The 13,244-nt window shown below is 68.6% G+C and carries 10 protein-coding genes; 2 read left to right on the top strand and 8 right to left on the bottom strand.

All coding sequences use genetic code 11. The features are described from left to right. Nucleotide 1: 1 nt before the first annotated feature. On the top strand, nt 2–1,237 hold the full coding sequence (locus H162_RS0119930) for an NAD(P)/FAD-dependent oxidoreductase (protein ID WP_020655258.1): 1,236 nt from the start codon (nt 2–4) through the stop codon (nt 1,235–1,237). 41 nt (nt 1,238–1,278) lie between these two features. Here the strand turns inward: H162_RS0119930 and H162_RS0119925 are convergent, their stop codons facing one another. The 8 genes from H162_RS0119925 to H162_RS0119890 form a co-directional block, all read right to left on the bottom strand. Next, entirely contained in the window at nt 1,279–2,241 is a 963-nt protein-coding gene (locus H162_RS0119925; RefSeq protein ID WP_020655257.1) for a putative 2-dehydropantoate 2-reductase, read from the bottom strand. After that, nucleotides 2,234–3,568: a spinster family MFS transporter gene (locus H162_RS0119920; protein ID WP_020655256.1), complete on the bottom strand. Its 1,335-nt coding sequence runs from the start codon at nt 3,566–3,568 to the stop codon at nt 2,234–2,236. The genes H162_RS0119925 and H162_RS0119920 overlap by 8 nt, the downstream gene beginning before the upstream one ends. 14 nt (nt 3,569–3,582) lie before the next feature. Continuing rightward, nucleotides 3,583–3,975, bottom strand: a complete 393-nt coding sequence (locus tag H162_RS31350; protein WP_020655255.1) for a c-type cytochrome — start codon at nt 3,973–3,975, stop codon at nt 3,583–3,585. Between the two features lie 10 nt (nt 3,976–3,985). Beyond that, nucleotides 3,986–5,722: an FAD-dependent oxidoreductase gene (locus H162_RS0119910; RefSeq protein ID WP_020655254.1), complete on the bottom strand. Its 1,737-nt coding sequence runs from the start codon at nt 5,720–5,722 to the stop codon at nt 3,986–3,988. A 117-nt stretch (nt 5,723–5,839) separates the two neighbouring features. Next, nucleotides 5,840–6,652 carry an SDR family oxidoreductase gene (locus tag H162_RS0119905; RefSeq protein WP_020655253.1) on the bottom strand — a complete coding sequence of 271 codons (813 nt, stop codon included), beginning with the start codon at nt 6,650–6,652 and terminating at the stop codon, nt 5,840–5,842. 28 nt (nt 6,653–6,680) lie between these two features. Beyond that, entirely contained in the window at nt 6,681–7,859 is a 1,179-nt protein-coding gene (locus H162_RS0119900) for an acyl-CoA dehydrogenase family protein (protein ID WP_020655252.1), read from the bottom strand. After that, nucleotides 7,849–9,030, bottom strand: coding sequence for an acyl-CoA dehydrogenase family protein (locus H162_RS0119895; protein WP_026354867.1), 1,182 nt, complete (start codon nt 9,028–9,030; stop codon nt 7,849–7,851). Before H162_RS0119895 ends, H162_RS0119900 begins: the two co-directional genes overlap by 11 nt. Before the next feature lie 34 nt (nt 9,031–9,064). Further along, nucleotides 9,065–11,149, bottom strand: a complete 2,085-nt coding sequence (locus tag H162_RS0119890; RefSeq protein WP_026354866.1) for an acetate--CoA ligase family protein — start codon at nt 11,147–11,149, stop codon at nt 9,065–9,067. A 191-nt stretch (nt 11,150–11,340) separates the two neighbouring features. On the opposite strand from H162_RS0119890, the gene H162_RS31345 reads away from it, so the two are divergent. Next, nucleotides 11,341–13,244, top strand: a 1,904-nt coding sequence (locus tag H162_RS31345; protein ID WP_020655249.1) for a methylmalonyl-CoA mutase family protein, incomplete at its 3' end; no start/stop codon positions are given.

The following is a 13,244-nucleotide window of genomic DNA, read 5'->3' as shown; positions in this document are numbered from 1 at the left end:
CATGTCGACCGAATCCACCGTCGTGATCGTCGGCGCCGGCCATGCCGGCGGCGCCGCCTGCGCCCAGTTGCGCGAACAGGGCCATCGCGGCCCCATCGTCCTGCTCGGCGACGAGCCGGGCCTGCCCTATCACCGTCCTCCGCTGTCGAAAGCCTTCCTGAAGGGCGAGGCGGATCAGGACTCGCTGCTGCTGCGTCCCGCGTCCTGGTACGAGGAGCAGGACATCACGGTGCGCAGCGGCCGGAAGGTCTACGCCATCGAGCGCGACGCGCGCCAGGTCGTCCTGGCCGAGGGCAGCCGCGTTCCGTATGACTACCTGATCCTGGCCACCGGCGCCAGTGCGCGCCGGCTGGCGGTACGGGGCGCGCAGCTCGACAACATCCTCAGCCTGCGCGATGCCGGCGACGCGGCCCGGCTCAAGGCCGCGCTGCAACCCGGCCGCAGGCTGGCCATCGTCGGCGGCGGCTACATCGGCCTCGAAGTCGCGGCCTCGGCGCGTGCGCTGGGCCTGGACGTGACCGTGCTGGAACGCGAGGAACGCCTGCTGGCGCGGGTGGCAAGCGCCCCGCTGGCCGCCTTTTTCGCCCAACGCCACGCCAGCCACGGAGTGACCATCCTGCGTGGTGCGCGCCTGTCTCACTTCGAGGGCGAAGGCGCCGTCGAGGCCGTGGTGGTGGAAGACGGCAGCCGGATCGCCTGCGACGTCGCCCTGGTGGGCGTGGGCGCACAGCCGCGCGACGAACTGGCGCGCGCCTGCGGCCTGGAATGCGGGAACGGCGTGGTAGTGGACGAGCATGCGCGCACCAGCGACCCGCGGATCTTCGCGATCGGCGACGTCAGCTGGCGTCCGATGGGAGTGTACGGGAGCCACCAGTGCCGCCTCGAGAGCGTGCCGAATGCGAACGAACAGGCGCGCCAGGCGGCCTGCGCGATTGCCGGCAATACCTGCCCGGCCTGCGAAGTGCCGTGGTTCTGGTCGGAGCAGTACGACATCAGGCTGCAGATCGCCGGCCTGCCCTGCGGCGCCGACCGCCAGGTCGTGCGCGGCATGCCGGAACTGGGCAAGTTCGCGGTCTACCACCTGAACGGAGAACAGGTCATGGCGGTGGAAGCGGTGAACTCGCCACTCGACTTCATCGCCGGCAAGCAGTTCATTGCCAGCGGCGTCGCGGTCTGCCGGACAAAGCTTGGGGATACGGCCTGCAAGGCCAAGGAAGCGGCGCTGGCGCCGGCATGAGGGTATCGCCACCTCACGGTGGCGATACCCTCACAAGCGAATCAGCTGCGATTGCGCTGATCGATGAAGCAAAGCGACTGGTACAACATCTCCACCTTCCGCATCGGCTTGCCCGCAGCCGCCGCAGCCGCCAGCGGCGCCGCATAGATGGCCTGCAGTTCCAGCGGCCGCCGTTCCTTGTAATCGAGCAGCATGCTCGGCGTGTAATCCGGCTTGCCGTCCGTGGCGGACCAGGCCTTGTCGATGTAGCCCTCCCCCAATGAATGGCCGCAGGTAGCCGCGGCGTCGATCACTTCTTCCATCAGTTCGCGGATCAGGGCGCGCGTCGTCGGGTAGCTCATCAGGGCCCTGGTGCCGCTGTCGAGCAGTACGCTGACGCCATTGAAGGGAATGTTCATGACCAGCTTCTGCCAGCGCGCCTGGATTAGGTCGTCCATCAGCGGCGCATCGATGCCGGCCACGCGAAACAGTTCCCCGGCCTGCTCCAGCACCATGCGGCCATTGTCGCCAGGACCGGAGTGGTAGCCGAGGTTGACGCTGCCATAGTCGTGGTGGCCGATCACTCCCGGCCCTTCGCGGTGCACGGAGATGATGCACAGGCCGCCGATCAGGTGCAGCGATTCGGGCAGCAGCTTGCGCAGTTCGTCCTCGACGCCGAAACCGTTCTGGAACAGCATGACCTTGGCGCCGGGCGCCGCGACCCGCGCGATCGCGGGGGCCAGGCCGGCGTTGGCGGTGGTCTTCGCGGCCACCAGCACCCAGTCGCACTGCGGCATGTCGGCCGCGTCGCGGTAGGCCTGCACCGGATGCAGCCGGGTGTCGCCGAAGCGTGCGCTCTTGAGCAGGAGACCGTCGCGGGCCACCGCGTCGTATTCGCTGCGCAGCAGGAAGTGGACGTCGAAGCCGGCGCGCGCCAGCATGATGCCGTAGAAGCCGCCGATGCCGCCGACGCCGATGATGCCGATCCGTCCTGCCGGGCGGCTTGCGGTTGCTGCATTATTCATTCACGTTCTCCGGATAGTGTTTCATGGCGCCGTACAGCAGCCAGGCAGCGCCGCATGCGCTGGCGCTGCAAACGATGGCCAGCGAGGTACCGACCCTGGCCGGGTCGCCCAGGATGTGGTCGGTGACGAAAGCGATGATGCTCGGCGCAATGCCGAGGCCGAACAGCGAAATCAGGAAATAGAAGATCGATACCGCGATCCCGCGCATGCGGTTGGGCGTCGAGATCTGCAGCGCCGATGCCGCGACCGCCCACGGCAGGCCGTAGAACAGGTTGATCAGGCCGGCGACCAGCAGGGTCATGTCGTAGCTGCCCGCGAACGGGAACGCCGCGCACAGCAACGCGACCACGCCCGCGCACAGCATCGGGCAACGCACCGGCGCGTCGCGGTAGCCGCGCCGGTTCAGCCAGCGTTCGACCCAGGGCCCGGAATAGATGCCGATGGCGCCGACGATCAGGACCTGGGCGCCGAGGCGCAGCCCGACCGAGGCCGGATCGGCGCCGAAATGGCGCATCAGGTAGGCCGGCATCCAGGTCGGGAAACCATAGATGACGATGGCCAGCAGCGACAGGCCGATGAAATAGCGGCCGTAGAATGCCCGGTTGTCCCAGAAGAAAGCGAGCGTCTGGCGCATGGTGAAATGCTGGTCCTTCTGCGCCGCGCCCGCCATCGAGCTGCGCTGCGGCTCCTTGACGGTGAGCAGCACCAGGGCCAGCAGCAGACCGGGGGCGCCGACCATCACGAAGGTCAGCTGCCAGGTACTGAGGTGGGCGAGGATGGGGAACCACTGGCCGAGGGTCGCTGCCGAACCGATCACCATGCCGCCGGCGATCAGCGCCAGCCCCGCGCCCAGCGACGGCCCGAGCATGAAGATGCTCATGGCGCGCGGGAGCTTCTCGCGGCTGAAGTAGTCGGCGATCAGTGAAAAGCCGGCCGGCGCCAGGCAGGCCTCGGCCGCACCGACGCCCGCGCGCGCCAGGAACAGCTGCCAGAAGTCGGTCGACATCCCGCACATGATCGTGAAGAAGCTCCACAGCCCGACGCCGAGCGCCAGCACCCGGCGCCGGTTGCCGGTATCGACCCAGCGTCCGAACACCGGCCCGAAGCTGACATAGGCCGCCATGAAGGCCAGGCCTTGCAGGAGGCTGATCTGCACGTCGGTCAGCAGCAGGTCGCGCTTGATCGGGTCGACCAGCAGGTTCAGCACCTGGCGGTCGATGAAGGCGACCGTGTAGGCGAAGGTCAGCAGGTAGACGACGTACCAGGCATAGCCGCCGTCGCGCTGGATCGCCGGCCGCAGGCTCATGCGGACGTTGAAGTCGTTCATGTCGGTCTCCTCCCTCAATTATCCGGCGCGCCGGCCTTGATCCAGGCGGCCAGCATGCCGAGTTCTCCGGCGCCCAGCTGCTCCTGGCCCATCGGCATGCGCATGCCGCTGCCGCCGTTGTCGAGGTGGGTGCCGCGCAGCTTGTGCAGCAGGTAGCTGCGCTCCGGCTTGCCGGGATCGACACGCGGCATCGGGGCCTGCACGGCCGCCTTGCCCACCAGGCTGGCGTAGGCCAGGGTCGGCGCCAGGCCGAGCTGGCCCTGTTCCTCGCCGGTCGTGTGGCAGGCCACGCACTGGCGCTGCAGCAGCGGCAGCACGTCCTTCCTGAAAGCGGGAGCCTGGGCCTGGGCCGCGGACGACATCAGGACCAGGCATGACAGCACTGCGGCGAACACATTTGCATGCATGACAACTCCTTCAGGCGGCCGTGGTGGCGCCATGGGCCGAACGGGCGGCGATGTAGCCGAAGGTCAGCGCCGGCCCGATGGTGCCGCCGGCCCCATAATAGGCCGCGCGCGACGGGCTGGCGATGCAGTTGCCGGCGCCGTACAGGCCGGCGATCGGCTTGCCGTCGTTGCCCAGCACTTCGGCGCGCGCATTGATCTGCGGGCCGCCATTGGTGTCGAGCGCCCCCGGCGCCACGATCACGGCATAGTAGGGCCCCTGCGCCGTGAACGGATGCAGGGTGCGGTTGGCCATCCCGGCCACCTTGCTCTCCTGCCCCTTCTGCGGGCGCGAGAAATAGGCCAGCCAGTCGGTTTCGGCGGGGTCGCGGCCGCGCTGGAAATCGTCGTCGCGACCGGCCCTGGCGAAGCCGTTGAAGCGCTCGACCGTCTGCCCGAGCTGGCTCCCGAATGCCTCGTTCAGGCGCACCTCGCCGATGCGCGGCGCCAGCTTGTCCAGGCGCGCCTGGATATTGGCCCCCAGCTCCGCGAGGGTCGCCCCCTGGATCAGGTGGGGCGACTCGCGCACGTCCTGCGGGAACGGGAAGCTGCCGCCGTACACGTCGATGCCGCGCTGGTCGAACACCATGAACAGGAACTGGTTGGCATACTCGGCCCGCACCGGATCCCAGTCGAAGTGCACGCGGGTGCGGTCGTTGTAGTTGCGCTTTTCGTTGACGACACGCCGGCCATGCTTGTTCACCAGGATCATCGCGTCGCCGGGCGGGATATTGATCGCCGTGCCCACCGATGGATTGACCAGAGCTTCTTCCAGCACGACCTGGGTGCGCCAGGCGGTGCCGAGATCGCCCATGCGCGCCCCGGCCGCCGCGGCCATGACGAGGAAGTCGCCGGTGGCGCCGGGACTCGCGCACGAACCGTACACGGGACCGGTGTGGCGCGCGGTCAGCTCGGCATTGTGGGCAAAGCCGCCGCTGCCGAAGATCACGCCTTTTTTGGCGCGCACGAACAAGGTCTTGTCGCCCGCCTTGACCTCGACGCCGGCGACACGTTCGCCCTGGCGCACCAGGTTCATCACGCGGTGGCCGGCCAGCAGGGTCGCGCCGCGCTTTTCCAGCCAGGCGACCATCTGGTCGACCATGCCGGAACCGCGTCCGGCCACTTTCGGATCGGGCCAGACCGCCCGGCCCTTCGGCGCCTTGTTCTCCGGGAGGGTCGCCGCGTAGTCCGGCGACGGGCCGACCCCGCCCGGCAGGTCGAAACGCACCAGGTTCGCCGCGCCGATCGCATTCAGGCGCGCCACCGCCGGCGCGCCGTTGCGGTACCAGGCCTGCAGCAGCTCGAATTCGGGAGCCTCCAGTCCGTAGTTGGGGCTGTCCTTGCGGTAGCGGGCCGGATAGGCGTAGCGGCACATGTAGCGCAGGCAGTCGGCCTCGGGATCCTGGACGCCCTGCGCCTGCATGCTGAAATTGTTGGGGATCCAGGCCACGCCGCCGGAACGGCGGGTGGTGCCGCCGAAGATCGGCGCCTTCTCGAGCAGGACCACCTTGCTGCCCAGGTCCACCGCCGTCACCGCCGCGCTGCAGGCGGCCGCGCCGCTGCCGACCACGACGATGTCGGTTTCCATGTCCCAGCGTACCGGGGCGCCCTTGCGTTCCGCCTGGGCCTGGGCGGCGCCCATGCCGCCCAACATGGCCGCACCCGCCAGGCTGCCGCCCAGCAGGTGGCGACGTTTTGCGTCGACGTTCATTGTCTTGTCTCCGATGATGGATGCCAGTTCAGCACGGTCGTTCCAATAAAAACCGTCCAGCCTGACTTTATTGAGATCGATAGTACAACAGAAACCGTCCCGGAAGGAACGGGTTTTTCAGGTCAGCCAGGGGCGCGGCCGCGGCTTGCCGGTGGACCGGATGGCCGCCGCGTCGAGCTCTTCCGCACTCGGGTTGCGGCGCAGGGTCAGGCCGCCGTTCACCTGCAGGTTCTGCCCCGTCATGAAGCATTCGTCGCTGCCCAGCCACACCGCCGCCGCCGCGATGTCGCCGGGCGTGCCGACCCGGCCGAGCGGATAGCAGCCCTGGTAGGTCTCGAACACGGCGGGGATGGCGCGCGCCCGGCTCCCCATCGGCGTATCGGTCAGCCCCGGGGAGATCGAGTTGGCGCGGATGCCGCGCGCGCCGTACTGGTTGGCGATGCAGCGCATCACATGGTCGAAGCCGGCCTTGGTGCCCATGTAGGCGGCGTGGTCGTCGAGCATGATGGTGGCGGTGGCGGACGAGATCTGGATCAGCGAACCGCCCTGCTCCATGGCGCCCAGCACGGCCTGGAAGAAGTAGAACGGCCCGATGAACTGCAGCGCGGTGATGCGCTCCAGCTCCTCGGGCGTGGTCAGCTCGAAGGGCTTGAGCAGGCCCCAGCCGGTGCCGTTCAGGGCGATGTCGATGGCGCCCATGCGCTCCTTCGCGGCGCGCGCCAAATCCAGCGTGTCTTGCCGGCGGGTGATGTCGCACTGGTGCGCGTATCCGCCGATCTCGTGCGCGAAGCGCTCCAGTTCCTCCAGCTGGCGCCCGGCCACCATCACCTGCGCGCCTTCCTCCGCGAAGCGGCGTGCGATCGTCTGCGCCATGTTGTCGCGCCCCGCCGCGCCGATCACCAGCGCGCGCTTGCCTTCCAGTCTGCCCATTGCTGTCTCCTTTCTAGTGGTTTGCCGCTCAGACCCCGACCACCGATTTGGCGATGATCGTCAGTTGCACTTCCGATGCGCCGCCGAAGATGGTGAACGAGCGGCTGTTCAGGGCGTCCGGCACCAGCAGCGGCAGCAGGCTGTCGCCCTGCCCGGGCGCCTCGCTCCAGTGCAGCGCCTGCGGCCCCAGCACCTCGACGCCCAGCCCGGCAACGGCCTGCTTCATGCGGCTGGCGCGCAGCTTCAGGATCGAGGACACCGGCCCCGGGTTCTGGCCCGGCTCGAGCCCGCCCATCACGCGCAGCTCGAACATCTCGAAGCTGTCCAGGTCGGCGCACACCTCGCCGAAACGGGCGACCAGGCGCGGATCGGCGCGCACGTCGATGCCGCCGGCCCGCAGTTCGTCGATGGCGTCGCCGATGCGCTTGAGCTGCGAACGCAGCCGGCCGCTGAAGATGCCGCCGCCGCGCTCGAATTCGAGCAGGTACTTGGCGCACTCCCAGCCGGCATTCTCGGCCCCGATCCGGTTCGCCTTCGGCACCCGCACGTCGGTGAAGAACACCTGGTTGACATCATGGTCGCCGGCGATGGTCGGGATCGGGTGGACCTCGATGCCGGGCGTGTCCATGTCGATCAGCAGGAAGCTGATGCCGTCCTGGCGCTTGCCTTCGGTGCTGGTGCGCACCAGTGCGAACATCATGTTGGCGTGGTGCGCATGGGTGGTCCAGATCTTCGAGCCGTTCAGTACATAGTCCTCGCCGTCCGGCACCGCCGCCATCTTCAGCGACGCCAGGTCGGAACCCGAGCCGGGCTCGGAAAAGCCCTGGCACCAGTAGTCCTGGCCGTCGAGGATGCGCGGCAGGTAATGGCGCTTCTGCTCTGCGGTCCCGAAGCGCTGGATCACCGGGCCGACCAGGCGCACGCCCATCGGATGCACCAGCGGCGCCCCGGCCAGGGTGCATTCGGACTCGAAGATGAAGCGCTGCGCCGCGCTCCAGCCGGTGCCGCCCCACTCTTCCTGCCACATCGGGACCAGCCAGCCCTTGCGCCGCAGGGCCTGCTGCCATGGCCCGGATATCTCGGGCTCGGGATAGATGCCGGTCGTGTAGCGCTGTCCGCGCCGCAGTTCCGGGCTCAGGTTCTCGTTCAGGAAGGCGCGCACTTCGTCGCGGAAGGCCAGGTCGGCCGGGCTGAGGTCAAGATGCATGCTGGTTTCCTTTCGGCGTGGTCAGGACGCGGCTGGCGCGGTAGGCTTCGCTGTCGAGCATGATGGCGCCGTAGCGGCCGGCGAACCAGGCGGCATCGCCGTACTGCTGCGAAAAGCCGAGCAGCTTGCGGTAATAGCTGGCGATCGCCAGTTCCTCGGACACGCCCATGGCGCCATGGAGCTGGACCGCCTGCTGGGCCACGAACAGCGCGCCCCGCCCGAGCTTGGCCTTGGCCAGGGCCGCCATCTCGATCGCGGACTGCGGATCGCGTTCGATGCGCAGGGCCGCCAGCTGGCAGGCGGCCAGCGCTTCCTCGCAGTGGACAGCCATCTCGGCGAGGCGGTGCTGGATCACCTGGAACTTGCTGATCGGCTGGCCGAACTGGACCCGCTCCCGGGTATAGGCGGCGGTCTGCTCCAGCGCGGCCTGCATCGCGCCGCTGGCTTCCCAGCACTGGCTGACGATGGCTTCGGCCAGCAGCCGGTGCAGCACCGGTGCGGCGTCGTCCTCCGCGTCAAGCCGTGCACCGGCGTCGACGCGCACCTCGGTTAGCACCAGGTCGGCGGCGCGGCCGCCGTCGAGCGTGCGGCGCTCGGCCAGCGTCAGGCCGGGAGCGTCGCAGGGAACGAGGAACAGCGCCTGGGCGCCGTCCTCGCCCAGGGCGGACACCAGCAGGGCATCGGCGCCCGGGGCGCCGGCCACCAGTGACTTGCGGCCGTCGAGCACGAAGGCGCCGCCCTGGGCGCGGGCCCGGGTGGCGCGCGCCGCCCAGGGATCGGGATTGGCGCTTTCATCGTGCGCCAGCACCACACGCCGGCTGCCGGCCACGAGATCGGGCAACCAGGCCTCGCGCTGCGCGGGCGTGCCGAGTTCCGCCAGCAGGCGGGTACCCAGCAGCACGCTGTTCAGGTAAGGTTCGACCACCAGGTGGCGCCCGAAGGCGCGCATCAACAGGCCGCTCTCCAGCGCGCGCCCGTCGATGCCGCCATCATCCTCGGGCAGCGGCAGGCCGAGCCAGCCCATGCCGGCAAAGCTCTCCCACACGGCGGGCGACAGCGCGTGCGGGGCGGCCAGGCTGTTGGCCCGCTTCAGGAAGTCGTATTCATGGGTCAGGTATGCGAGCACGCTGGTCTCGATCATTTCCTGCAATTCAGTCAGTGTCAGCTTCACGGTCAACTCCAGCAACAGTCAAAGGGGTGGGCCGTCAGCGGGTCAGCAGCAGCGCGTCGATGGCCACCGCGCCGGACTGCCTGACCTGGAGCGGGTTGACCTCGATCTCGGCCACCTCCTCGCCGAGCGCCAGGGCCGCGCGCGACAGGGCCGCCACCGCGCCGGCCGCCGCCGCCACGTCCGCCTTCGGACGGCCGCGGAAACCGTCCAGCAGCGGATAAGCCTTGATACTGCGCAGCATCTCCGTGGCGCTGTGTTCGTCCACCGGCAGCAGGCGGTGGCTGACGTCCCGATACAGTTCGGTGAGCACGCCGCCCAGCCCGACCGTCAGCGCGGCGCCGAAGACCGGATCGCGGGTGACGCCGGCGATCAGTTCGGCCACGCCCTTCGACATGGCCTGCACCAGCACGCCCTGCAGGCGCGCCTCCGGGGCATGGGCCCGCGCCGCGGCCAGGATCTCGTGGAAGGCGGTGCGCACCGCGGCCTCGTCCTGCAGGTTCAGGCGCACGCCGCCGGCCTCGGTCTTGTGGGCGATGTCCGCGCTCAGGATCTTCAGCACGACCGGATAGCCGATCCGCACCGCCGCCTCGACCGCCGCGTTGGCGTCAACCGCCGGGGCTTCGGCCACCGGCGGCACGCCGAATTCGGACAGCAGCAGCTTGGTGCGGTACTCGTCGAGCTGTGCGAGCTCGCGCGCCACCGGCGCCGCCGCGCCCGACTTGCGCAGCTCGGCCCAGCGCGCCACGCCGGCGCGCCCGTCCAGCCAGTGGCAGAATGCCGGCAGGGCCTGGGCGGCGCGGCCGATGTCGGTGAACACCGGGATGCCGCCCTCCGCCAGGCGCGCGCGGCAGGTGGCCTTGCCGGTATCGATCGCGACGAACAGGCGCGGATGGGCCGCGCACACTTCCAGCAGGGGCTCGGCCATGCGGTCGAGCAGCGCTCCGGTGGCGTACACCACCACCGTGTCGATGGCGTCGGTGCTGGCCAGTGCGGTGAAGACCGAGCGCACGAAATCGGGGTTGTTGACGATGTTCCCGGTCACGTCGACGGGATTGGACACCATGCCGTAGTCGGGAATACCGTCGCGCAGCGCTTGCTGGACCTGGTCGGGCAAGGTCGGCACGTCCATTCCGGCGCCGATGAACTTGTCCGCCAGGATCGCGCCCAGCGCGCCGGACAAGGTGACGATGGCGACCCGCTTGCCGCCCTGGCGCTGGCGGAACCCGCTCAGCCAGGCCAGATCGGCCATCTGGGTGAAATCCTGGCCCTGGATCACGTTCAGCTGGCGAAACGCGGCTTCGTACAGCGCCATGTTCCCGGCCAGCGCCGAGGTGTGCGAGCGCACCGCCTCGGAACCCTTCTCGGTCTGCCCCGCCTTGTACATGATCATCGGCTTGCCCGCCTCGGCGAAGGCCAGCGCCGCCTCGATGAAGCGCTGGCCGTCGCGCAGCTGCTCGATGTAGCCGACCACGCAATCGCTGTCGCCGTCCTGGGCCAGGTATTCGAGGTATTCCGAAAATTCGACGCAGGCTTCGTTGCCGGTGTTGATGAAGTGGCTGACGGTCACGCCGAGCTGGCGCATCAGCGCAAACACCGTCGAGCACACGTTCCCGCTCTGGGTGACCAGGCTGGCGCGTCCCGCCCCCGGCTGCGGTTCGACATTCCTGAAGACGCTGGCGAAGGCGGTGTAGGCATGGGTATTCAGGTTGGCGAAGCCCATGCAGTTCGGTCCCGCGACCGGCATGCCGCTCTCGCGCGCAAACGCTTCCAGCTCTTCCTGCAGCGCCGCGCCCTCCCCGCCCATCTCGGCGAAGCCGGCAGCGTACACGATGGCGGCCCTGGCGCCGTGCGCGCGGCAGCGGCGCAGCATCGCCGTTACATCGGCCGCGCCGATGGCCAGCACGACCAGGTCCGGCGCCGCCGGCACCGACTCGATATCAGGATAGCAACGGTAGCCGAAGACGTCCCCGTATTTCGGGTTGACCGGATAGACCCGACCCTGGTAGCCGAAGTGCTTCAGCAGATCGAGGGGCATGCCGCCGATACGCTTCGGATCGTTGCTGGCGCCAATCATGGCGATGGAACCCGGCTGCAGCATGGGTGAAAGGCGGTGTGGCATGGCGATCGTCTCTCTCGAAAATTGTTTTGCAATCGCGACTGCGTCGACTGGCAAGATCGACCGCGTATGCGCTAGAATAAAAAAACAGGCTGCCTTGCTTTTTTATATTATGCATAAAAGACGGGCAGCGCACAATCGGATTTCAGGCAAGGCCCCGGGGCCCTTCCCGGTCGATCACATGAGGATGCAGCATGACCGATTTATCAGTACTGACTAACCTGACCAGCTACACGCCCGTCAACAAGGTGCGCTTCGTTACCGCCGCTTCGTTGTTCGATGGCCACGACGCCTCGATCAACATCATGCGCCGCATCCTCATGGCCAACGGGGCCGAGGTCATCCACCTGGGCCACAACCGCTCGGTCGAGGAAATCGTGACCGCGGCGCTGCAGGAGGATGCCCAGGGCATCGCCATCTCCAGCTACCAGGGCGGCCATGTCGAATACTTCAAGTACATGATCGACCTGCTGAAGGCACGCGGCGGCCCCCACATCAAGGTGTTCGGCGGCGGCGGCGGCGTGATCGTCCCCCAGGAGATCGAGGACCTGCATGCCTACGGCGTGACGCGCATCTTCAGCCCGGAGGACGGACAGCGCATGGGCCTGGTCGGCATGATCCTGGCGATGATCCATGCCTGCGACGTCGACCTGTCCGCCTATGCGCCCACCACGCTCGACGTCCTGGCGCGCGAGGCCGGTCCCGCGCGCCACCGTCCGCTGGCCCAGCTGATCACGGCATTGGAGAACGGCAGCGCCGGCCCGGCGCTGCAGGAAGCGCTGGCCCGGGCGGCGGCAGGCAAGCCCGTGCCGGTGCTGGGGATCACCGGCACCGGCGGCGCCGGCAAGTCCTCGCTGACCGATGAGCTGATCCGGCGTATCCGCCTGGACCAGGACGACGCACTGGAAATCGCCGTGATCTCGATCGACCCCTCGCGCCGCAAGTCGGGCGGCGCCCTGCTGGGCGACCGCATCCGCATGAATGCCATCTCTCCCTGGTCGGGGCGCCAGCAGGTCTTCATGCGCTCGCTGGCCACGCGCGAGGCCGGTTCCGAAGTGTCCCCCGCCCTGCCCGGCGCCATCGCCGCCTGCAAGGCTGCCGGCTTCGACCTGGTGATCGTGGAGACCTCGGGCATCGGCCAGGGCGATGCCGCCATCGTGCCGCTGGTGGACCTCAGCATGTATGTGATGACGCCGGAATTCGGCGCCGCCTCCCAGCTCGAGAAGATCGACATGCTGGATTTCGCCGACTTCGTCGCGATCAACAAGTTCGACCGCCGCGGCGCACTCGATGCGCTGCGCGACGTCGCCAAGCAGTACCAGCGCAACCGCGAGCGATGGAGCGACGCCGTCGAGACCATGCCGGTGTTCGGCACCCAGGCCTCACGCTTCAATGACGATGGCGTCACCGCCCTGTACCATGCGCTGCACGACGCGCTCGCCGCTCGCGGCATGCGGACCGGCCCCGGGCTGCTGGCGCGCGAGCCGGTGCGCCATTCCTCCGGCCGCAATGCCATCGTGCCGCCCGCCCGTTCGCGCTACCTGGCCGAGATCGCCGACACCGTGCGCGGCTACCACCGCAACGTCAGGAAGCAGGTCACGCTGGCGCGCGAGCGCCAGCAACTCAGCGAGACCAAGCGCATGCTGGCCGCCGCCAACAAGGGCGCCGACTTCGACGACCTGATCACGGAGCGCGACCACGCCATGGACGGCGGCGCCAAGAAGCTGCTGGCGATGTGGCCCGACATGCAGGCCGCCTATGCGGGCGAAGACTATGTCGTCAAAATCCGCGACAAGGAAATCCGCACCCGCCTGGTGCAGCGCACCCTGTCGGGCAATCCGATCCGCAAGGTCGCCCTGCCGAAGTACGAAGACCACGGCGAAGTGCTGCGCTTCCTGATGCTGGAAAACGTGCCGGGCTCCTTCCCGTACACGGCCGGCGTGTTCGCCTTCAAGCGCGAAGGCGAAGATCCGACCCGCATGTTCGCCGGCGAAGGCGACGCCTTCCGCACCAACCGCCGCTTCAAGCTGGTGTCCCAGGGCATGGACGCGAAGCGCCTGTCGACCGCATTCGACTCGGTGACCCTGTACGGCGCCGA

The organism is Massilia niastensis DSM 21313, assembly GCF_000382345.1.
Classification (GTDB): Bacteria; Pseudomonadota; Gammaproteobacteria; order Burkholderiales; family Burkholderiaceae_D; genus Telluria; species Telluria niastensis.
This window is presented reverse-complemented; position numbering and strand designations above follow the sequence as displayed.